Origin of the sequence: Micromonospora sp. MH99 (assembly GCF_021442385.1) — a bacterium.
GTDB lineage: Bacteria > Actinomycetota > Actinomycetes > Mycobacteriales > Micromonosporaceae > Micromonospora.
The window spans coordinates 15891-37210 of record NZ_MUZA01000064.1 but is presented as its reverse complement, the minus strand read 5'-3'; the positions used below and the strand labels follow the sequence as shown (position 1 = coordinate 37210).

The 21320-nt window shown below is 71.1% G+C and carries 18 protein-coding genes and 1 pseudogene; 10 read left to right on the top strand and 9 right to left on the bottom strand.

Annotation, left to right across the window (positions count from 1 at the left end):
• Nucleotides 1–168 precede the first annotated feature (168 nt).
• The 4 genes from recF to dnaA all read right to left on the bottom strand — a co-directional run bounded on the left by recF (nucleotide 169) and on the right by dnaA (nucleotide 5983).
• Nucleotides 169–1302, bottom strand: coding sequence for a DNA replication/repair protein RecF (gene recF / locus B0E54_RS25905; RefSeq protein ID WP_234588700.1), 1134 nt, complete (start codon nucleotides 1300–1302; stop codon nucleotides 169–171).
• Nucleotides 1303–1318: 16 nt separating this feature from the next.
• Nucleotides 1319–2191 (bottom strand): phosphogluconate dehydrogenase (NAD(+)-dependent, decarboxylating), encoded by an 873-nt coding sequence (gene gnd / locus B0E54_RS25900; protein ID WP_234588698.1) that lies wholly within the window; start codon nucleotides 2189–2191, stop codon nucleotides 1319–1321.
• A gap of 40 nt (nucleotides 2192–2231) precedes the next feature.
• A complete protein-coding gene (dnaN, locus tag B0E54_RS25895) occupies nucleotides 2232–3365 on the bottom strand; it encodes a DNA polymerase III subunit beta (protein ID WP_234588696.1) in 1134 nt (377 codons plus the stop codon).
• 797 nt (nucleotides 3366–4162) lie between these two features.
• A complete protein-coding gene (dnaA, locus tag B0E54_RS25890; RefSeq protein ID WP_234588703.1) occupies nucleotides 4163–5983 on the bottom strand; it encodes a chromosomal replication initiator protein DnaA in 1821 nt (606 codons plus the stop codon).
• 657 nt (nucleotides 5984–6640) lie between these two features.
• Between dnaA and rpmH the strand changes: the two genes are divergently transcribed.
• The 9 genes and pseudogenes from rpmH (at nucleotide 6641) to B0E54_RS25845 (ending at nucleotide 15304) form a co-directional block, all read left to right on the top strand.
• Nucleotides 6641–6778, top strand: a complete 138-nt coding sequence (gene rpmH / locus B0E54_RS25885; RefSeq protein ID WP_007453904.1) for a 50S ribosomal protein L34 — start codon at nucleotides 6641–6643, stop codon at nucleotides 6776–6778.
• A gap of 34 nt (nucleotides 6779–6812) precedes the next feature.
• The gene (gene rnpA / locus B0E54_RS25880; RefSeq protein WP_234588695.1) at nucleotides 6813–7229 is read left to right on the top strand and encodes a ribonuclease P protein component; all 417 of its coding nucleotides are present in this window, start codon (nucleotides 6813–6815) and stop codon (nucleotides 7227–7229) included.
• Nucleotides 7226–7519 carry a membrane protein insertion efficiency factor YidD gene (gene yidD / locus B0E54_RS25875; protein WP_007453899.1) on the top strand — a complete coding sequence of 98 codons (294 nt, stop codon included), beginning with the start codon at nucleotides 7226–7228 and terminating at the stop codon, nucleotides 7517–7519. Before rnpA ends, yidD begins: the two co-directional genes overlap by 4 nt.
• The gene (yidC, locus tag B0E54_RS25870; protein ID WP_234588694.1) at nucleotides 7516–8502 is read left to right on the top strand and encodes a membrane protein insertase YidC; all 987 of its coding nucleotides are present in this window, start codon (nucleotides 7516–7518) and stop codon (nucleotides 8500–8502) included. Before yidD ends, yidC begins: the two co-directional genes overlap by 4 nt.
• Before the next feature lie 279 nt (nucleotides 8503–8781).
• Nucleotides 8782–9330 (top strand): protein jag, encoded by a 549-nt coding sequence (locus B0E54_RS25865; RefSeq protein ID WP_374109319.1) that lies wholly within the window; start codon nucleotides 8782–8784, stop codon nucleotides 9328–9330.
• 203 nt (nucleotides 9331–9533) lie between these two features.
• Entirely contained in the window at nucleotides 9534–10244 is a 711-nt protein-coding gene (rsmG, locus tag B0E54_RS25860) for a 16S rRNA (guanine(527)-N(7))-methyltransferase RsmG (protein ID WP_308195401.1), read from the top strand.
• Nucleotides 10245–10743: 499 nt separating this feature from the next.
• Nucleotides 10744–11817 (top strand): ParA family protein, encoded by a 1074-nt coding sequence (locus B0E54_RS25855; RefSeq protein ID WP_374109318.1) that lies wholly within the window; start codon nucleotides 10744–10746, stop codon nucleotides 11815–11817.
• A gap of 222 nt (nucleotides 11818–12039) precedes the next feature.
• A pseudogene (locus tag B0E54_RS25850) lies at nucleotides 12040–12876 on the top strand (ParB/RepB/Spo0J family partition protein); the annotation flags it as partial.
• A gap of 1423 nt (nucleotides 12877–14299) precedes the next feature.
• A complete protein-coding gene (locus B0E54_RS25845; RefSeq protein WP_234588690.1) occupies nucleotides 14300–15304 on the top strand; it encodes a hypothetical protein in 1005 nt (334 codons plus the stop codon).
• A 91-nt stretch (nucleotides 15305–15395) separates the two neighbouring features.
• On the opposite strand, the gene B0E54_RS25840 is transcribed toward B0E54_RS25845, so the two are convergent.
• Together B0E54_RS25840 and B0E54_RS25835 are read right to left on the bottom strand one after the other, a co-directional pair.
• Nucleotides 15396–16397: a D-alanine--D-alanine ligase gene (locus B0E54_RS25840; RefSeq protein ID WP_234588688.1), complete on the bottom strand. Its 1002-nt coding sequence runs from the start codon at nucleotides 16395–16397 to the stop codon at nucleotides 15396–15398.
• Nucleotides 16398–16404: 7 nt separating this feature from the next.
• Nucleotides 16405–17718, bottom strand: coding sequence for a PLP-dependent aminotransferase family protein (locus B0E54_RS25835; protein ID WP_234588687.1), 1314 nt, complete (start codon nucleotides 17716–17718; stop codon nucleotides 16405–16407).
• Nucleotides 17719–18001: 283 nt separating this feature from the next.
• On the opposite strand from B0E54_RS25835, the gene B0E54_RS25830 reads away from it, so the two are divergent.
• On the top strand, nucleotides 18002–18667 hold the full coding sequence (locus B0E54_RS25830; RefSeq protein ID WP_234588686.1) for a GNAT family N-acetyltransferase: 666 nt from the start codon (nucleotides 18002–18004) through the stop codon (nucleotides 18665–18667).
• A gap of 13 nt (nucleotides 18668–18680) precedes the next feature.
• On the opposite strand, the gene B0E54_RS25825 is transcribed toward B0E54_RS25830, so the two are convergent.
• The 3 genes from B0E54_RS25825 to trxB all read right to left on the bottom strand — a co-directional run bounded on the left by B0E54_RS25825 (nucleotide 18681) and on the right by trxB (nucleotide 21320).
• A complete protein-coding gene (locus B0E54_RS25825; protein ID WP_234588685.1) occupies nucleotides 18681–19844 on the bottom strand; it encodes an N-acetylmuramoyl-L-alanine amidase in 1164 nt (387 codons plus the stop codon).
• A gap of 170 nt (nucleotides 19845–20014) precedes the next feature.
• Nucleotides 20015–20338, bottom strand: coding sequence for a thioredoxin (gene trxA, locus B0E54_RS25820; protein WP_007453873.1), 324 nt, complete (start codon nucleotides 20336–20338; stop codon nucleotides 20015–20017).
• A 31-nt stretch (nucleotides 20339–20369) separates the two neighbouring features.
• Entirely contained in the window at nucleotides 20370–21320 is a 951-nt protein-coding gene (gene trxB / locus B0E54_RS25815; protein ID WP_234588684.1) for a thioredoxin-disulfide reductase, read from the bottom strand.

Genomic DNA, 21320 nt, shown 5'->3' with positions numbered 1-21320 from the left:
CCGTCCGCCGGCCCGCCGCCGTCGACACCGGCCGCGCCGCTTCCGGCCGCGTCCGGGCCGCCGGCACCGCCTCCGGTCGCTCCCGACCTCGCGGTACGCGCGCTCGCGGCGTCACCGGCCGGCCGGCCGCTGCCGGTGCGGTTGGCGCCTGACCGCCTGGCGTCCGGTTCATCCGACACGGCGTACCGTCCCCTCGCCTACCTGATAGCGGGTGCCGCGCAGCGCGGCCGGCACGTCGTCGTCCACGGCGCAGGTGACCAGCAGCTGGCTCGCCCCGCCGACCAGCTCCGCCAGCCGCTCCCGCCGCCCGGTGTCCAGCTCGGCGAAGACGTCATCGAGCACCAGGACCGGCTCGATACCGTCGGCGCGCAGCAGGTCGTACCCGGCCAGCCGCAGCGCGAGCGCGAAGGACCAGGACTCGCCGTGGCTGGCGTACCCCTTGGCAGGGAGCGGCCCGAGAGACAGGGCCAGCTCGTCGCGGTGCGGCCCGACGAGGGTGGTCCCCCGTTCGATCTCCGCGGTCCGCGAGGCGGCGAGCGCGGTGGTCAGCGCCTCGGCCAACGCGGCCCGGTCGGTGGTCGGCTCGGCCAGCTCGATCGACGGCCGGTAGGCGATACCTGCCGCGCCCCGCCCGGCGGCCACCGCGTCGTACGCCTTGGCGACGTGCGGAGTGAGCGCGGCGACCAGCTCCAGCCGCCCGGCGAGCAGCTCCGCGCCGTGCTGGGCCAGGTGGGTGTCCCAGACGGCGAGGGTGCCGAGGTCACCGCCCCGGGAGCCACCGGTCTTGCGGGCGAGGTACGCGGTGCGCAGCAGAGCGTTGCGCTGCTTGACGACCCGCTCGTAGTCGGCCCGTACGCCCGCGTAGCGGGGCTGCCGGTTGACCAGGAGGTCGTCCAGGTAGCGGCGGCGCTCGGCCGGGTCGCCACGGACCAGCTCCAGGTCCTCCGGCGCGAAGAGGACCAGTCGCAGGGCGCCGAGCACGTCCCGGGCCCGCCGAGCCGGGGAGCGGCCCAGCCGCGCCCGGTTGGCCCGGCCGGGCACGATCTCCAGCTCGACGAGGAGTTCGCGACCGTCGTGGACCACCGCGCAGCGGATCACCGCCGAGGTGGCGCCCATCCGGACCAGCGGCGCGTCCGTGGCGACCCGGTGCGAATCCAGGGTCGCCACGTAGCCGAGCGCCTCGACGAGGTTGGTCTTGCCGACGCCGTTGGCGCCGATCAGGACGTTCGCCCCCGGCTGGAGGTCGACGGCGACCCGCTCGTACGAGCGGAAGTCGACCAGTTCCAGCCGGTGGACGTACACAGGATGTGGATACCGCTCAGCGCTTGTGGACGGCGTGGCCACCGAACTGCTGGCGCAGCGCGGAGACGGCCTTCATGGCGGGTGAGTCGTCCTGCCGGGAGGCGAACCGGGCGAACAGGGCGGCGGTGATGACGTTCAGCGGGACGGCGAGCCGGACCGCCTCGTCGACGGTCCAGCGACCCTCGCCGGTGTCCTCCGTGTAGCCGCTCAGGTCGGCCAGCTCCGGGTCCTCGTCGAGGGCCCGGTCCAGCAGGTCGAGCAGCCAGGAGCGGACCACGGTGCCCTCGCGCCAGGACTTGAACACGCCCGGGACGTTGGTCACCAGCTCGGAGGCGTGCAACAGCTCGTAGCCCTCGGCGTAGGCGTGCATGAGGCCGTACTCGATGCCGTTGTGCACCATCTTCGAGTAGTGCCCGGCACCGACCGGGCCGGCGTGCACGAAACCGAACTCGCCCTCCGGCTTGAGCGCCTGGAAGATCGGCATGAGCCGGTCGACGTGCTCCTGCGCGCCGCCGACCATCAGCCCGTAGCCGTTCTGCCGGCCCCAGACGCCACCGGAGACGCCGACGTCCACGTAGCCGATGCCGCGCTCGTTCAACCGCTCGGCCCGGGGAGCGTCGTCGCTGAAGCGGGAGTTGCCGCCGTCGATGATGATGTCGCCGTCGCCGAGCACCCCGGCGAGTTCGTCGATCGTGGCGTCGGTGACGCCGGCGGGCACCATGACCCAGACCGCCCGCGGCGATTCCAGCTTCTGCGCCAGCTCGGCGAGGCTTGCCGCGTCGCTCAGCTGCGGGTTGTGATCGAATCCGACCACCTCGTGGCCGGCAGCCCGCAACCGCTCGCGCATGTTGCCGCCCATCCGGCCGAGTCCTACCAGGCCGAGCTGCATCTGTTCCTACCTCCGTGGATCTGGGTGTTGCTTGGCGCGATCAGCGAGACACGCGGATCGGCATGATGAGGTACCGATACCCCGGAATGGCCTCGCCATCCTCGCCGGCGGGTGAGATCACCGCGGGTTTGAAGGCGTCGACGAACGACAGCACGGCGGTCTGCGAACCCAGGTTCGCCAAGCCGTCGATGAGGTACTGCGGGTTGAAGCCGATGGTCAGCGCGTCACCGGTGAAGGTGGCCTCCATCGCCTCGCTCGCCCGCGCCTCCTCGGAGCCGCCGGCCTCGACCACCAGCCCGTCGGCGCTGAAGCTGAGCAGCACCGGAGTGGTGCGCTCGGCCACCAGGGCGACCCGCTTGACGACCTCGATCAGGGTGCTGACCGACACCCGGGCCTCGGCGTTGTGGGTGGCCGGGAAGAGCGAGCGCACCGGCGGGTAGTTCGCGCCGTCGAGCAGCCGGCTGGTGGTGCGGCGGGTGCCGCCGGCGAGGCCGACCATGCCCTCGCCCGCCGCGCCCTGAGCGAGCGCGAGGGTGACCTCGCCACCCAGCGGGCCGAGCGCCTTGGCGGTGTCGTTCAGGGTGCGGGCCGGCACTAGGGCGTTGATGCTCACGTCGGGATCGTCGGGCCGCCACTGGATCTCGCGCAGCGCCAGCCGGTACCTGTCGGTGGCGAGCATCGACAGCGTGCTGCCGGAGAGCTCGACGCGGACGCCGGTCATCATCGGCAGCGTCTCGTCCCGGCCGGCGGCGATGGCCACCTGGGAGACCGCTGTGGCGAACGCCGCGGCGTCGACGGTGCCGGCGCTCTGCGGCATCTCGGGCAGGGCCGGGTAGTCCTCCACCGGCATGGTGGGCAGGGTGAACCGGGCGCTGCCGCAGACCAGCTCGAGGTGGGCGCCGACCGCGGCGATGTCGACCGGCTTGGCCGGCAGCGCCTTGGTGATCTCGGCGAGCAGGCGGCCGGAGACCAGCGCGGCGCCGTCGGCGTCACCCTGCACCTCGACGGTCACCTGACTGGAGACCTCGTAGTCGAAGCCGGAGACCCGCAGGTTGCCGTCGGTGACGCGGAGCATCACCCCGGCGAGCACCGGTACGGATGGCCGGTTCGGCAGGCTCTTCGCGGTCCACGCCACGGCCTCGGCGAGCGCGTCGCGCTCCACTCGGAACTTCATCAATGCCTCCGCGTCGACGTCAGCGACAACTCTCTCATGCCGACCGCTGCCTACCGTCCCGCCCGACCGTGCGGGTACCCATCGCACCTTAGGGCGCGGGGACATCGGCTGTGCGCCCGACCCCGTGGATCGTGTCGATGCTGACCGGCCTGTCCGGCAGCGTTCGGCCCGATCCACAGAAAGCCCAACGGTGATGATTGGTTTTTGTTCTCTTAGAAGAGATAACCCATCGTCTTCATCGCACCTGTGCAAACTGTGGAGAACTCGGGTCTGCGCAGCTCAGACAGGTTATCCACCGGTGAGTTGGCTGTGGAGAACCGGGGGTACAACTGCCTCGTGTGTCCACAGCCCGGCGACGACGGCTGGTTGTCCACCGTTGTCCACCGGTTGTCCACCGGTAATCCACCGACTTTCTCCCCATGCCTGTGGACGACCGGGAAGATCACCATTGCTGTTGTCCCCAGAACCTTCAACAGCTCGTACACAGGTCGACGATCATCGGTGGACAACGACGTCGTTGTCCCCAGCCGTCCACAGCGTCGTACACAGGGTTTCTCCACAGCCTGTGGGTAACTGGCGGAGGACGGACCGTAGTTATCCACCGACGGTGGACAACGAGCTGTGGACAACGAGTGAGTATCAAGGTGGTCACGGCGTCGATCCTGTGGCCTGCACCATGTCGAGGGTCAAGCCGAAGCCGCCCCGGGAGGTCAGCCGAGGCCCGCCGGAGACGAAAAAAAGAACGCCCGGCCGGATCTCCGGCCGGGCGTGTCCGCCGCGTCGTGCGGGCGTACCCCTCAGGTGTTCTGCTTGATCCGGTTGGTCAGCTCGGCGATCTGGTTGTAGAGCGAACGCCGCTCGGCCATCTGCTGCCGGATCTTGCGGTCCGCGTGCATGACGGTGGTGTGGTCCCGGCCGCCGAACGCCTGCCCGATCCGGGGCAACGACAACTCGGTCAGCTCCCGACACAGGTACATGGCCACCTGGCGGGCGTTCACCAGCACCCGGGAGCGGGACTGGCCACGCAGGTCCTCCAGGCTCACCCCGAAGTAGTCGGCAGTGGAGACCATGATCTGGTCCGCAGTGATCTCCGGGCCGGCGCCGTCCGGGATGAAGTCCCGCAACACCTCCTCGGCCAGGGACAGCTCGACCGTCGACCGGGTCAGGCTCGCGAACGCGGTCACCCGGATCAGCGCGCCCTCCAACTCCCGGATCGAGTTCGACACCCGCGAGGCGATGAACTCCAGCACGTCCGGCGGGGCGTACAGCCGCTCCTGCGCCGCCTTCTTCTGCAGGATCGCGATCCGCGTCTCCAGATCCGGTGGCTGGATGTCCGCGAGCAGGCCCCACTCGAAGCGGGTCCGCAGCCGGTCCTCAAGCGTCGCCAACTGCTTCGGCGACCGGTCCGAGGTGATGACGATCTGCTTGTTGGCGTTGTGCAGGGTGTTGAAGGTGTGGAAGAACTCCTCCTGCGTACGCTCGCGGTTCTCCAGGAACTGGATGTCGTCGATCAGCAGGATGTCGACGTCGCGGTAGCGCCGCTGGAACGCACTGGTCTTGTCGTCCCGCAGCGAGTTGATGAAGTCGTTGGTGAACTCCTCGGTCGAGACGTACCGCACCGACCGGGCGTTGCCGAGCGTCGTGGCGTAGTGCCCGATCGCGTGCAGCAGGTGCGTCTTGCCCAACCCCGAGCTGCCGTAGATGAACAGCGGGTTGTACGCCTTCGCCGGCGACTCGGCCACCGCCACGCTCGCCGCGTGGGCGAACCGGTTGGACGAGCCGATGACGAACGTCTCGAACATGTACTTCGGGTTCAGCCGGTTGCCGCCGGTGTCGGCGCCGGGCAGCCGGCGGTCGTCGCGTCCGCCCGCGCGGTGTTCCATCCCACTGCGGCCCGGACCGCTGTCCGTCGCACCGTCGCGGGGCAGCGAACGGATCACGTGCTGGTCCCGGGGGGACGCGGCGTCCTCGCGGTAGCGGGGTTCGTACGGCCGGGTGTCCGGGCCGGGCGGGTCGAGGCGGGCGGCCTGCTCGTCGTACCCACGCCGCTCGGGCGCCGGTCGGGGCGACCGCATCGGCTCGACGAAGGCCGCGCTGAAGAGGGCCTCCTGCCCGTCCCGACTGGCGGGGATCAGACCGGACCGGTGCCCGTCGACGGCCGGCGCGGGAGGCGGGCCCGCCGGCTGCGGCGGTACGGCGGTCGCGGGCGGGCGCTGCTGCTCACCGATGGCCTCGTCGGCGGCGGGCCGTCCGGTGTACTCGTCGGCCGCGGGCCGTCCGGTGTACTCGTCGCCGAGCGGGGCGGACGGCGGGTCCTCGACGTCGAGCAGACCCGGCTCGGGAGTACTGCGGTAGACCGTGCCGGCCGGGCGTCCGGTGGCGTCCTCGGCCACCCGCACCGTCACGGCCACCTGGATCGGTCGGCCGAGCCGGCGGGTCAGCGCCTCGGTGATCGCCGGGCGGAGCCGCGACTCGATCACGTCCCGGGTGAACGCGTCCGGTACGGAGAGCAGCGCGGTGTCCTCGACGATCGCCCGGAGCCGGGTCAGCCGGAGGTAGGCGCGCTGCTGGGCGGAGATGATCTCGTCGGCGAGCTCGTCGGTCGCCGCCAACCACACCGCGGCAAGGTCGGTCGTACCGGCCACCGTCGTGCCACCCCCTCGCCTCTGCTCCCGGCCGCCGCTGTCTGCCAGCCGGCCGTCCCGGGCCCGCCGCGTGCGCGGGTGGAACAACACCCACCCGGACAGCTGACCAGCGGTCGTCCACAGGTTATCCACAGCCTGTGTACCGACCGATTGTGGTCGCCCGCCGGGCGCGGGTGGGACCTGCCCCCTGCCTGGACGTGCGCTGAAGCGGGTTCACCGTGCCGAACGATTCACCAGCGTGTCCGGTCTTGCCTGCGCGCGACGACCGGAGCTTCCGACGCTCACCGCAATCGGGCACGGTAACAGCGTTGTCCCTGCCCCATCAACCGGCGACGCGGCAGCGGCCTTGTCGGCATCAGCGAAAAGCGCCCCTTCGGTCCCGGGCGCGTCCCGTTGTCCCCCGCTGTGGGTGTTTGACGGTCATTGCACCCCTGCGTAGGCTGGAGCGGCTGCTCTCTCGTCCTCTGCTAGGGTGATGGGTGCTTGCTGTCCGCGGTCGCATCCCCGCACCTTCGAGGTTCGGCTCCGCAGGGCAGCACCGATCGGTGGCCACCGTCGAGGTGGCCTGGACCACCCCACGACCCCGGCGATCCCGTCGCGCGGGGCGCGTACGAAAACGGAGAGCCTGACGTGAGCAAGCGCACCTACCAGCCGAACAACCGCCGGCGCGCGAAGACCCACGGCTTCCGGCTGCGCATGCGCACCCGTGCCGGCCGTGCCATCCTCTCGAGCCGCCGCGCCAAGGGTCGCACCACCCTGTCGGCCTGAGCCGACCGGGCCGGTCCGGGGGACGTGGGCAGTCGTGCTGGCCGCCGCACAGCGACTGCGGCGTAGCACTGACTTCGCCGCAGCGGTTCGCGGTGGCCGACGCGTCGGCCGAGGCGCGATCGTGGTCCACCTGACCATGCCGTCGACCACCGGGACCAGCACAACGACCTCGCCGGAGCCGGCGCGGGACACCGTTGCGGAGCAGCCCTCCGCGCCGGCCCGCGCCGGCTTCGTCGTGTCCAAGGCCGTCGGCAACGCGGTGGTCCGTAACAAGGTCCGGCGTCGACTGCGGGCGTTGGTCCGGGAGCGGCTCGGCGCGCTGCCCGCCGGCAGCACCCTTGTCGTCCGGGCGCTTCCCGCCGCGGCTGGCGCCTCGTACCCCCGGCTCGCCACGGACCTGGACTCCGCCATCGCGGTCGCCCGGACGCCCCGGGAGAGGCGGTCCCGGTGAGCACCGACCCGACCGCCACGCGCCCGACGTCAACCGGTGCCAGGGTGCTGATCGCGCCCATCATCGCGTACCGTCGGTGGATAAGTCCGGCACTGCCGGCTCGCTGTCGGTTCTACCCGTCGTGCAGTGCGTACGCCCAGGAGGCGGTGGCCCGGCACGGCGCGCTCCGGGGAGCCGCGCTGGCGGTCCGGCGGCTGTTGCGCTGCCACCCCTTCCACCCTGGTGGACATGACCCGGTGCCGGAGCCGGGCGGTCGCCGCCGTGCCGATGTGACTGGAGCACCGAATTGAGTCTCGACTGGATCTACTACGCGATTTCGTGGATCCTGCTGACCTGGCACTCCGCCTGGGACGCCATCGGGGTGCCCGTCGACGCGGTGATCGGCACCAACTTCGCCTGGATCCTGGCCATCGTCTTCCTGGTGGTCTCCGTCCGGGTGATCCTGTTCCCGGTCTTCGTCAAGCAGATCAAGTCCCAGCGGGCGATGCAGGCGCTGCAGCCCAAGGTCAAGGAGCTGCAGGAGAAGCACAAGGGTGACCGGGAGACGCTCCAGAAAGAGATGATGGAGCTGTACCGGAAGGAAAAGGCCAACCCGCTCATGGGCTGCCTTCCGATGTTCCTCCAGATCCCGGTCTTCCTCGGCCTCTTCCACGTGCTGCGCCGCCTCGACCCGGCCAAGCAGAGCAAGACGCTCTACGGCTGGACTGTCGAGCAGTTCGACAGCGCGTCGAACGCCAAGCTCTTCACCGCCCCGATCGCCGGCAAGTTCGGCTCCAGCGCCGACGAGCTGGCCCGTCTCGGCGCCAACGGCACCACGGTCAAGATCATCGCTGGTGTCCTGGTCCTGGTCATGATCGCCACCACCTACCTGACCAGCCGCCAGATGATCCTCAAGACCGGTTGGGCTGAGGACCCGCAGCAGCGGATGATCCAGCGACTGATGCTCTACGGCATCCCCGCGTCGCTGTTGATCTCCGGCTCGATCTTCCCGATCGGCGTCATCATCTACTGGGTCACGAACAACCTCTTCACGCTCGGGCAGCAGCAGTGGGTGCTGCGGAAGTTCCCGCCGCCGGTGACCGCCAAGAAGGCAGCCGCTCCCGCCGCCACTCGCGGGCCGGTGCAGCCCGCCAAGTCGGGCGGCCTGTTCGGTCGCGGCAAGGCCGCCCCCGTGGCCCCGGTCAAGGCGACCGCCCCGAAGGTGGCGGGCCCGAAGCCGGGCGCCAAGCCGGCCAACCCGAAGAAGAGCCGCCCGGCCAAGCGGCAGGGCTGACCCCCGTAGGGCCGCCGTCGGGCAACCGACGGCGGCCCGACCCCGCACCGCGCAGCCGCCGTACGGCCGGCGCCGGGCGGAACCGACCGCGCAGGCCGCGGTCACGGGCGACACTGCCCGTACAGACGTGCCCGTGGGCACCGGCGACCTCCCGCCGGCCCCGGGAAACCAGCGGACCCGACGGTCCGGCCGAGCGAGTACGGAGATGAGACCGTGACCGAGACCAGCATCCCCCGCGCCGAGCAGTCCCTGGACGAGGAGGAGACCGCGACGCTCGCGGTGGACGGCGACGACACCGAGGCCGACGAGGTCGACGGCGACGAGACCGAGGCCACCGCCGGTGGCCGTGAGAAGAAGTCCCTGGGAGAGTCCGACCTGTTCCGGCAGAGCGAGATCGCGGCCGACTACGTCGAAGGGCTGCTCGACATCCTCGACTACGACGGCGACATCGACGAGCTGGTCGCCGGCGGCCGTCCGGTGGTCGAGGTCGTCGGTGCCCGACTGCAGAACCTGGTCGGCCAGCGCGGCGCCACCCTGGAGGCGCTCCAGGAGCTGACCCGGCTCGCCATCTTCCGGCAGACCGGTACGCCGAGCCGCCTGCTGCTCGACGTCGGCGGCTACCGGGCGAACCGCCGTAAGGAACTCGCCGCCGTCGCCAAGAACGCTGTCGAGAAGGTCAAGGAGTACGGCGAGCCGGTGCGCCTGGAGGCGATGTCCGCGTTCGAGCGCAAGTGCGTCCACGACGTCGTCAACGCCATGGCCGGCGTGGAGAGCGAGTCGGAGGGCGTCGAGCCCAACCGTCGCATCGTCGTACGGCCGGCGGACTGACTCCGTTGACCCACGACGACACCACGGCTGACACCGTGACCGGCCCGGGCGGCACGCCGTCCGGGCCGTCCGCTGTCCGGCGTGCCACCCCCGGAACCGATACCGACCCGACGGGCTACGACCCGTCCTCCGCTGTCCCCGTTGACGGTTCGCCACCGGCGGCTGCCTCGACCGAGGGCACACCGTCGCCGTCGGACGTCGCGCTGCCGCCCGAGCTGGCACCTGCCGCACTGACTCTCTTCGGTGACCGGCTCGACCTGGCCGCCGCGTACGCCGAAATCCTCGCCACCGACGGCGTGGTCCGCGGTTTGATCGGCCCGCGCGAGGCGCCCCGGATCTGGGACCGTCATCTCCTCAACTGCGCCGCGGTGGTCGAGCGCATTCCGACCGGAGCGAGCGTGCTCGACGTGGGCTCCGGCGCCGGCCTGCCCGGTCTGGTGCTGGCCATCGCACGCCCCGACCTGACGGTCACTCTGATCGAGCCGCTGGCTCGGCGGACGTCGTTCCTGATCGAGGTCGTCGAACGGCTCGGCTTGACCCGGTCGGTACGGGTGTTTCGCGGTCGGGCCGACGAAGCCGCCAGCGGATCGAGTGGCCGGGAGCCGATCAGCGGCGACGTGGTGACGGCCCGCGCGGTCGCACCGCTGGACCGGCTGGCGACCTGGTGCCTCCCGCTCGCCGTGCGCGGCGGGCGGCTACTGGCACTCAAGGGATCGTCCGCTGCCGCCGAGATCGAGGAGCACGCCGACGTCGTGGCGCGGCTCGGTGGCGGGGAAGCCGCCGTACACCTCTGTGGGGTCGGCGTGATCGACCCGCCCACGACCGTGGTGGAGATCGTCCGCGAGCGGATGGTCGGTCCGGCCCGCCCGGCCGCCAGCAAGCGCTCCCGGGGCGGGCGAGCCCGACGCCGCTGACCATCGCGCCATCGGGCGTCCGGTCGGAGGGTTGCCTCGTTGTACCGGTACGGATGGACGAGGGAATGAGAACCCGACGTGGACCGGCCGCGCCCGTCCGCCGTAGGCTGACCGCGCGTCGATAATGTGGAGCGGCCGACGGACGTCGCGGACTCCGACCGCTCCCGAGGGGCCGTACGCTCCGGGGTGCGAGCGGGTGTGGCCAAGTTGACCGGGGCGCGGACCGACCATCCGAAGCGGGCAGGGATGACAGGTGCATGACGACGGCAGGTACGACGATCCACGCGTGACCGGGTCAACCAGCGACCCTGTTTCACGTGAAACCGACTACCCCAGCTGGTCGCCCGGTGCCACCGGGGCGTCCACCCCTCAGGCGGACAGCGATCCGCTGGCATCGCGGGACGACCCGGCGGTTCATCCCGCCGGGCTCGAGACTCCCGAGCCGACGGCTGGTCGTCGAGCATCGGACGGACCCAGCCGACCGGTCAACGCGGCCGAGGTGCGACAGCCGCTCGGCCGGCGGAACACGGCTGCGGCGGTTCGCTTCGAGCCGGCGGTGCCGCACCAGCCGACCGCCGCGGCGGCACGCGATGCGGCGCCGGTGGTCCCGGACGTACCGGTCGCGTCGACCGAGTCGCTGGCTGCGGTAGCGGCCGATCCCACGTACGTTTCACGTGAAACCCCGACGCGCGAAGAGGATGACCCACCGTTGGCTATGGAGGCGATGCGCGCCGTGCAGATCCTGAATCCCAGTGGCGAGGTGACCATGCCTCGACCGGACCGGACCCGGGTCATGTGCGTCGCCAACCAGAAGGGCGGCGTGGGTAAGACCACGACCACTGTCAACCTCGCCGTGGCGCTCGCCCTGCATGGCAACCGGGTGCTCGTGGTCGACCTCGATCCGCAGGGCAACGCCTCGACGGGCCTCAACGTGCCGCACCACACCGGCATCCCCGACGTGTACGACTGTCTGATCAACAGCGTGCCGCTCTCCGAGGTGGCGCAGGCGGTCGAGGGCATCCCCAACCTGTGGTGCGTACCGGCCACGATCGACCTCGCCGGGGCGGAGATCGAGCTGGTGTCGGTGGTGGCGCGGGAGTCGCGCCTCGACCGCGCGATCGCCGCCTACCCCGGCCAGTTCGACTACGTCTTCATCGACTGCCCGCCGTCGCTCGGCCTGCTCACGGTCAACGCCCTGGTCGCCGCGCAGGAGGTGCTGATCCCGATCCAGTGCGAGTACTACGCCCTGGAAGGGCTCAACCAGCTGATCAACAACATCAACCTGGTGCGGCAACACCTCAACCCGAAGCTCGACGTGTCCACCATCCTGCTGACCATGTACGACAGGCGTACCCGCCTCGCGGACGCGGTCGAGCAGGACGTCCGGAACCACTTCGGCGACAAGGTCCTCCAAGCGGTCATCCCCCGCAACGTGCGGGTCTCCGAGGCACCCAGCTACGGCCAGTCGGTGATGACCTACGATCCCGGTTCGCGGGGCGCCACGAGCTACTTCGAGGCTGCCCAGGAGATCGCCGAGCGGGGCGTCAAGGAGCCGGTGGGCCGGAATGCGTAGTGGGGACAAGTCGCTGGGAGGCGTGGCATGAAGAACCGTCCTCGGGGTGGTCTGGGACGGGGCCTGGGGGCGCTCATCCCGACCGGGCCGGTGCCGGGTGCCGCCGGCACCGTGACGGCCGAACCGGAGAACGGGCACGTTGACGTTGACGTCGACGACGGGGCGACAGTCGGGCCCCAGTCGACGGCTTCCGTCGTGCCGGCCGTCCAGCAGCCCGAGTCCACGCTCAGTCCCGTGCCGGGTGCCCGGTTCGCGGAGATCCCGGTCGACGCGATCGTGCCGAACCCGAAGCAGCCCCGCCAGGTCTTCGACGAGGAGGCGCTGGAGGAACTGAAGACCTCGATCCAGGAGGTCGGCTTCCTGCAGCCGATCGTCGTGCGCCAGCTCGACGACGAGAAGTACGAGTTGGTGATGGGTGAGCGCCGTTGGCGGGCCGCCCAGGCGGTGGGCCGGGAGAACATCCCGGCGATCGTCCGGGACACCCGTGACGACGCGATGCTCCGTGACGCGCTGCTGGAGAACATCCATCGGGCCAACCTGAACCCGTTGGAAGAGGCCGCCGCGTACCAGCAGCTGCTGGAGGAGTTCGGTGCCACCCACGAGGAGTTGGCCCGCCGGATCGGCCGCAGCCGGCCGCAGATCTCCAACACCATCCGGCTCCTGAACCTGCCGGCCCAGGTGCAGCGTCGGGTTGCCGCAGGCATCCTGTCCGCCGGTCACGCCCGCGCGCTGTTGAGCCTCGACGACTCGGAGGCCCAGGAGCAGTTGGCATTGCGGATCGTGGCCGAAGGGCTGTCCGTACGGGCGACCGAGGAGATCGTGGCCCTCACCCTGAACGACGGCCCCGCGAAGGGCCAAGCTGCCAAGCGTCGTCCGAAGCCGCACGCGCCTGCGCTGTCGGATCTCGCCGATCGGCTGTCGGACCGCTTCGACACCCGGGTGAAGGTGGACATCGGCCGGAGCAAGGGCAAGATCACGATCGAGTTCGCCACTGTGGACGACCTGGAGCGGATCGTCGGCATCATCGGCGTTCCGCAGGAGGAGGAGACGGAGGACTGAGCCTCCCGTCCCCACCCACGGCCGCGCTTCCCCTCGGGGTGCGCGGCCGTTCCGCATCCGTCCTCGTTTCACGTGAAACGGCATCGCTCATCCAGCGGCCAGGAACCGCTCCTCTCGACTGGCCGGCCCACCCGGCTTCGGCGCTCGGCAGGGACGCAGGTGCCGTGCCGGGGCGGCGGGGCATGAACGGTGCCGTCTCGGTGCGGCTGATGAGGGTTCGGTAGGCCGGGATGGTCGATGTCGTCGGCGGCGCGATGCTCCAGACCGAGGCCAGGATGGTCGGCACGTCGCCGGCGCAGTCCCCAGACCTGGCCGGGACGGCGGACACCGCGGCGCGGCGCCCTTGGACTTGGCCGGGAGGGTGGGCACCTTGGCGGCGCGGTGTCCAGCGCAAGACTGGGATGGCCGGCATTCGGCGGTACCGGTGCCCAGACCTCGTCGATGGACGCCTCGGCGGCGCGGCATCTGGATCAGCGCCCAGGAAGGTCGACGCTTGGGCGGCGCGGTGTCGAGCGACTCAGGCGGATCTTCGCGGCGTGACAGCGTGGTCCTGGAACCGCAGGAGTCGTGAGGCCGGAGCGCCTAGTGTCGACTCGGCGCAACCAACGTGGGCCGGCCGCGAATGTCGGTAGGAGCCCATACCTGCGAGGTCGCGGGAGTAATCGCCGATGTCTGCGCCACGGCCACGAGCGCTCGACCGTTGCGAAATCGGCGAGGGCCCGCAGATCCCGTGTCAGTTGGGGGCAGGCCAGCACCGCCTACGCCGTGCGGGTCGCCCCGGCCCACGAGGCGGCAGCGTCGAGTCTCCTGGGGCTGAGCGCGCGGAACAACCGGCACACCGTCGGCGCGCGGAGTCCGTGAGGGCCAGCCCGGAGGGCTGATGACCTCCACGAGCGACGAGAGCGCTCGCGGAGCAGTAAGTCGACCCGAGGCACCCTTCTCGGTCTTCGGGGCGGCAGCGGCTCACTGAGAGGGGCGCAGTGGGGCATCTGTTCGTCTGCCCGGAAGGGCGTTCGCCGCAGGACCGCTTCAGAGCGATCCCGTTTCACGTGAAACGGCGACCGCTCGGCACCGTCCGCGAGCCACGGGCACGTCGCCGAGACCCCCGTCCCTCCGAGCGAGACAACTCCGACACCCCTTCATCAACATGGTGACGACGGGGTGCGCCAGCAACGACTGAGGGGCGGAAAAGTTATCCACACCCGTTGTCCACAGGTACCCCTCGTTTCACGTGAAACCCCGCGTGAAAGCGGGTGCCAGCCTGTGGATGACGGCCTGTGTTCGCGATCTCGGCAGCCTGTGGATATCGCTCTGGCGGTCGGCGCCGACGGGAGCAGCGATTGACGAAGAGCACTGATCGGAAGGGCCGGGACGTGTCGAACAGGTAGGGACAGCGGTCCCAGACTCGGTTAGGGTCAGCGTCGTGCACGACACCCCTCCCTCAGTCCCGGACTTCACCCAGTGGCCCTCGTTCCCCTTCGAGGGCGACCTCCGCGTGAAGCAGCTCGACGACCCGGTCCCGGTCGAACCGCCACGCAAGGGCGAGGGCCTCCGGGAATGCACCGCCTGCAACGCTCCGGACGACGCCTACATCTGGGTGGGAGAGCGATGGCGGGTCCGCGCCATGGACCGGCCGACCGGCCTGCCGATGGTGCTCATCCTGGAATCGCGGACCCACCTCGACCTGGGTGACCTGCCGAATCTGCTCGCCGCCGAGCTGGGCGTGATGACGGTACGTCTGGAGCGGGCCATCCGCTCGTTGGACGGCGTGGCGCGGGTGCACGTCAACCGATGGGGTGACGGCTCCGCCCACCTGCACATGTGGTTCCTCGCTCGACCGTACGGCCGGCTTCAGTTGCGGGGGACCTTCCTGTCCCTGTGGGATTCGATCCTGCCGCCGATCTCCGAGGAGCAGTGGCGGGAAAATCTGGCGCTCGTCGCTGCCTGGCTCGCCGAGTTCGGTGGCCGGCCGTTGGCCGAGCCGCCTCGCATCCAGTGGCAGGCGCCGTCGAGCCTGCTGGCCCAGTCCGCCGCGGCGGCGGCCCATGCCGCAGCCGCCCAGGAGGAGACCGTGTCGGTCATCGAGGCGGCCGAGGAGATTCCGGAACCGGCAGTCGAAGGCAGCCCCGGCGCCGCTGATGCCTCCGCCCCCGGCGCTGGCGGGGACGTGGGCGGCGGCCCGAAGACCCCGGCCCTGGACACCAACCGGGGAGCCGCGCCCTCCGACGAGCCGGCGACCGACGCCGAGGCAGCGTCCACTGCCGCGTCGACGCCCTCCGACAGTCCGGCAGCCGAAACCGTGGCCGATTCCGCGACGGCCGAGCCAGCGGGCCATGAGCACCGCCCGGTCATCCCGGCCCCGCGCAGCGCCCCCACCATCGTCACCGAGGACGGGCGCATCCCACCCGACGTACGCACGACGCGCTGACCGTTGGTTCGGCAGTGGGTCGGCGAGAGGTCCGCGCGTAGGACACCCGCCGACCCACGGCTACGGGCCGTGCGACGGGTCGAGGCCAGGGTCAGGCCGTGAGACGGGCGGCGGCCCGGGTCACCAGCGAACCCAGCAGGCGGCCGAAGTCCAGGCCGGCGGCCTGGACGGCCAGCGGCAGCAGCGACGTCTCCGTCATGCCGGGCGAGACGTTGACCTCCAGCACGTGCGGCTGGCCGGCGGCGTCCACGATCACGTCGACCCGGGACAGGTCCCGCAGACCGAGCGCGGTGTGCGCGGCGAGAGCGACCTCGGCCACCGACGCGGCCACCTCCGGCTCCAGCCGGGCCGGAGCGTGCCACGTGGTCCGACCGGCGGTGTAGCGGGCGGCGTAGTCGTACACGCCGTTGCGCGGCACGATCTCCACCGGCGGCAGCGCCTGCGGGCCGTCCCCGAGGTCGATCACGGAGACCGCCACGTCCATGCCGGGCACGTACCGCTCCACCAGGGCCGTCGAGTCGTACGCGAAGCAACCGACCATCGCTGCCGGAAGTGACGCGGCGTCCCGGACCACCGCGGCGCCCAGACCGGAGCCGCCCTGCGTCGGCTTGACCATGAGCGGAAGACCGAGCCGGTCGGCGATCCGGTCCAGCACGGCGACCGCTCCCAGTTCGGAGAAGCGGTCGTGCGGCAGGGCCACCCAGTCGGGAGTGGGGATGCCTGCCTCACGCAGGACCGCTTTCGCGGAGGGCTTGTCCCAGGCGAGCCGGGAGGCCCGGGCGTCACAGCCGACGTACGGGATGCCGCACAGGTCCAGCACCCCCCGCAGCGAGCCGTCCTCCCCGGTGGCGCCGTGCAGGGCGATCACCACCGCGTCCGGTGGGTCGGCCGCGAGGGCGGGCAGGAGTGCCACGTCGGCATCCCGCAGCTCGGCCTCGACGCCGACGGCACGCAGAGCGTCGAGCACCCGACGACCGGAGCGCAGCGACACGTCCCGTTCGTAGGAGAGCCCGCCGGCGAGCACCAGCACACGCAGGTCGGCCGCGACGGCGGAATCGGTCACGGAGAAGCGCTCGGCAGCGGTCGTACCCATGCCGGCATCATGCCAAGTCGGGACCCGGCACGTCGGAGCCGGGCCGGCCCCGACGGCCGGCGGCACCGCCCACGGCACCGAAGACACGGCGCGTCGCGATCTCCTGCTCCATGACGCCGGCGAGTCGGCGGACGCCTTCGCGGATCCGCTCCGGGGGCGGGAAGCTGAAGTTCAGCCGCATGGCGCCGGTGCCCGTGCCGTCGGCGTAGAAGCCGGTGCCGGGCACGTAGGCGACCCGGGCGGCGATGGCGCGCGGCATCATCGCCTTCGAATCGAGCCCCTCCGGCAGGGTGGCCCACACGAAGAGGCCACCGGCCGGGGTCGTCCAGCTGGTGCCCTCGGGCATCAGATCGGCCAGCGCGTCGAGCAGCGCGTCGCGGCGTTCGCGGTAGACCTCGCGGTAGACCTTGAGTTGTTGCCGCCACGGCATGGTGCCGAGGTAGGTGGCCACGGCGGCCTGCGCGTAGCCGCTGGGGCAGAGGATCTGCGCCTCGCTCGCGATGACCAGCTTGTCGCGGACCGCGTGGGGCGCCAGGATCCAACCGACCCGCAGGCCGGGAGCGAACGTCTTGGAGAAGGTGCTGAGGTAGAAGACACCGTCGCGCCGCCGGGCCCGCAGCGGCGCCGGGGCCTCACCCTCGAAACCCAGCTGGCCGTACGGGTCGTCCTCGATCACGAGCAGGCCGGCGCGCTCGCAGATGTCGAGCACGCGTTCCCGGCGCTCCTCGCTGAGCGTCACGCCGGCCGGGTTCTGGTAGGTGGGGATGGTGTAGAGGAACTTGACCCGCCGGCCGGTACGCGCGAGGTCGGCGATCGCCGTCTCCAACGCCTCGGGGATCAGCCCGTCGGCGTCCATCGGCACGTGCACCACCTGCGCCTGGGCGGCCTGGAACACCCCGAGCGCGCCGACGTACGTCGGGCCCTCCGCGAGCACCACGTCACCGGGGTCGAGGAAGAGGCGGGCCACCAGGTCGAGAGCCTGCTGCCCGCCCACCGTGACCACCACGTCCTCCGGTGAGGCGCCGCATGCGGCGTCGATCCCGGAAAGCGACATGACCTCGCAGATCCGCTCGCGCAGCTCCAGGGTGCCCTGCCCGATGCCGTACTGCAGGGTGGTCACCCCGTGCTCGGAGCCGAGGCGGCCCAGCATCTCGCCGACCGCGTCGAGCGGCAGCGCGGCGATGTACGGGGCGCCGCCGGCGAGGGAGACGACCTCGGGTCGACTGGCCACCGCGAAGAGTGCTCGGATCTCGGAGGCGGTCATCCCGCGTACCCGCCGGGCGTACCGGTCGGTGTAGTCGTCGAGTGTCGTGCCGGTCATGACCTCACCTCGATCGCTGCTCGGGTGGCTCCCGCCCCGGGTACCCCGCACGCTCGTGACCATGGCGACGGGACACCGATTGTCGATCCTAGTCGGCCTTGACCAGCCTGCCGCCGTGCCGGGACGGATCGACCACATGGCGGACGTCCCCGGTGTGGTGGGCATTTGCGCGTCCCCTCCCGTCTGGTCGATCGGCGGCGTACGATCGCTCGTCGGGGGCAGGAAGGCGGCACTGTCGTTCCATGCCGGCCTCACGACCGAGCCTATTGTGGGGATGCGCCATATGTCGCGACGTCTGGTCAGCCTGACCCTCGACACGCTGGAGGACCTTCCGCGCCCCTGCCGCCAGTGCGTCTACTGGGAGCTGGATCCGGTCTCGGCCGACCGGGCCTGCGCCGCCGGCGACCCGGGCCTGGAGAAGGAGGCGTGGGTCTCCCAGACCCTGCTGGAGTGGGGCTCCTGCGGCAAGCTCGCGTACGTCGACGGCATGCCGGCGGGCTTCGTGATGTACGCCCCGCCCGCCTACGTGCCCCGCTCGATGGCCTTCCCGACGTCGCCGGTCTCCGCCGACGCCGCCCTGTTGATGACCGCCAACGTGGTCGCCGCGTTCGCCGGCGGCGGGTTGGGTCGCATGTTGGTGCAGGGCGTCGCCCGGGACCTGACCAAGCGGGGGATCAAGGCGATCGAGGCGTTCGGGGACGCCAAGTTCGGTGACGCGGACGATCCGGCGGGCGGGTGCGTGGCGCCCGCCGACTTCTTCCTCTCCGTCGGCTTCAAGACGGTACGTCCGCATCCCCGGTTCCCCCGGCTGCGCCTCGAACTGCGCACGGCGCTGAGCTGGAAGTCCGACGTCGAGTACGCGCTGGAGAAGCTGCTCGGGTCGATGAGCCCGGAGACCCTGCTCCGGCCGGTCCGGCCCGCCCCGGCCACCCGCTCCACCAGCGGCTGACGCGGCTCGGCCGTCAGTCGACCACCGTGCCGGCGGTCACCACCGCGCGCAGCTCGCTGACGTCGAGGGAGCCGGTCGGCACGTCCCGTTCGATCGGGTAGTACATCCGCTGCACCGCGGCAACGATCGCCTCCACCACCCGGTCCCGAAAGCGGGGGTCGACGAGCCGGGCGCGGTCCACGGGCGAGGTGAGGTAGCCGACCTCCACCCGGACTGCCGGCATCCGCGTCAGCCGCAGCAGGTCCCACGCCTTGGCGTGCGTACGGCAGTCCCGCAGCCCGGTCCGCGCCACAATCTCCCGCTGCACCAACCCGGCCAGCCGCTCACCTGTCGCCGACGTCACCCCGTTGTCGGTGCCGTAGTGGTAGGTCGCCACCCCTTCCGCGTCCGGGTTGGCGTGCCCGTCCAGGTGCAGCGAGATGAAGACGTCGGCGCCGAGCGAATTCGCCAGCAGCGCCCGGTCGGTGTCCGGCAGGCACTTGTCGGGCGCGGGACCGCGGGTGAGCTGAACCCGCACCCCGGACGCGGCGAGCCGCCCCTCCAACCGGCTCGCCAGGTCGTGTACGAGGTCCGCCTCCGTCCAGCGCAGCGGCCCGTCCGGCACCACCATGCCCGGATCGGTGCCACCGTGGCCGGGGTCGATGACCACCGTCTTGCCGACCAGCGCCGGCCCGGACTGGCGGATCGCGTCGGACTCGCGCAACCACTGGGGGCGGCCGCCGACGACCTTGCGACCGATCCGGCGCAGCGCGTCCATGGTGTGCGGCCCGCAGGAGCCGTCGGGGGTGAGCCCGACCTCGCGCTGGAACTGGGCCACCGCACGGGAGGTCCGGATGCCGTAGATGGCGTCGGCGCGGCCGACGTCGTACCCCATCTCCAGCAGTCGTTCCTGCAGCGATCGGACGTCCTCGCCGGTGAGCGGCTCGGGGATCGCGTGGTAGAGGGTGCGGGCGCCGAGCCGCCAGCGTGCGGCGTCCAACGCGCCCCAGGTCTCCGAGCCGACCCGGCCGTCCACGCTGAGCCCACGGGACTGCTGGAACGCCCGGACCGCGCGTTCGGTGTCCAGGTCGAATTCGTCGGTATGCGGGCCGGCGGCGGCGAGCAGGTCGAGGCCGGTGAGGATGGTACGGATCTCCGTGACCGCGGGTCCCCGGTCTCCGGCTCGGATCGGACGCACGCACGACCCCCTCTGCACGAATCTGGCTGGCCGGGCGGCCCCGGCTTGAGGTTATGCGCTCCGGGGCGGCCAGGTGGCTCGGCCTGGAAAAACTCCGTCCGTGCCGGCCGGGAAGACAGCGAACCCCGCACCCGACGAGCGGGTACGGGGTTCGGTGGTGTCTCTGCGGATCAGAGGGCCGACTCGATGAGCCGGACCAGCTCGCCCTTCGGCTTGGCGCCGGCGATCGACTGCACGGGCTGGCCGTTCTTGAAGACGGTGAGGGTCGGCACCGACATCACCCGGTAGGCCCGGGCGGTCTCCGGGTTCTCGTCGATGTTGAGCTTGACGATGGTGACCTGGTCGCCCATCTCGCCCGCGATCTCCTCGAGCAGCGGCGACACCTTGCGGCACGGCCCGCACCACTCGGCCCAGAAGTCCACCAGCACCGGCTTGTCGGCCTGCAGCACGTCAGCGACGAAGCTCGCGTCCGTGACCGCCTTGGTATTTCCCACTATTGCCCTCCTCCGGGATGTGTTTCCTGTTTCAGCTGAGCGTCGCGATGAACCGCTCGGCGTCGAGCGCGGCGGCACAGCCGGTGCCGGCCGCGGTGATCGCCTGGCGGTAGGTGTGGTCGACCACGTCACCGGCGGCGAAGACGCCGGGCACGCTCGTCCGGGTGCCGGGCGCCTGGACCTTCACGTAACCCTCGTCGTCCAGCTCGACCTGGCCCTGGAAGAGCTCACTGCGCGGGTCGTGACCGATGGCGACGAACACGCCTGTCACGTCCAGCACCTTGGTCTCGCCGGTGTGCACGTTGCGGACCCGTACGCCGGTGACCTTGCCGTCGGCGCCCAGGACCTCTTCGACGGTGCTGTTCCACTCGACCTTGATCTTGTCGTTGCTCAGCGCCCGGTCGGCCATGATCTTGCTGGCCCGGAACGAGTCCCGCCGGTGGATGATGGTGACCGAGTCGGCGAAGCGGGTGAGGAAGCTGGCCTCCTCCATCGCCGAGTCACCACCGCCGACGACGACGATGTGCTGGTTGCGGAAGAAGAAGCCGTCACAGGTGGCGCACGAGGAGACACCGTGGCCGAGGTATTCCTGCTCACCCGGCACACCCAGCGGACGCCAGGCCGAACCGGTGGAGAGGATGACGGAGCGGGCCCGGTAGGCGGTCTCGCCGACCCACACGGTGCTCACCGCGCCGGAGCCGGCGTCGCCGGTGTCGACCAGCTCGACCCGGGTCACGTCGTCGGTGAGGAACTCGGCACCGAACCGCTCGGCCTGCTTGCGCATGTTGTCCATCAGCTCGGGGCCGAGGATGCCGTCGGCGAAGCCCGGGAAGTTTTCCACCTCGGTAGTGGTCATCAGCGCGCCACCGGACTGCACGCCCTCAATGATCAGCGGCTTCAGGTTGGCGCGCGCCGCATAGACCGCCGCCGTGTAACCGGCCGGGCCGGAGCCGATGATGATCAGGTTGCGGACCTCGTCCAC

Bases quoted from the DNA above. Each gene is read 5' to 3' on its own strand.
- gnd (WP_234588698.1), bottom strand. From the start codon at position 2,191: ATGCAGCTCGGCCTGGTAGGACTCGGCCGGATGGGCGGCAACATGCGC.
- dnaN (WP_234588696.1), bottom strand. From the start codon at position 3,365: ATGAAGTTCCGAGTGGAGCGCGACGCGCTCGCCGAGGCCGTGGCGTGG.
- B0E54_RS25840 (WP_234588688.1), bottom strand. From the start codon at position 16,397: ATGGGTACGACCGCTGCCGAGCGCTTCTCCGTGACCGATTCCGCCGTC.
- B0E54_RS25835 (WP_234588687.1), bottom strand. From the start codon at position 17,718: ATGACCGGCACGACACTCGACGACTACACCGACCGGTACGCCCGGCGG.
- B0E54_RS25830 (WP_234588686.1), top strand. From the start codon at position 18,002: ATGTCGCGACGTCTGGTCAGCCTGACCCTCGACACGCTGGAGGACCTT.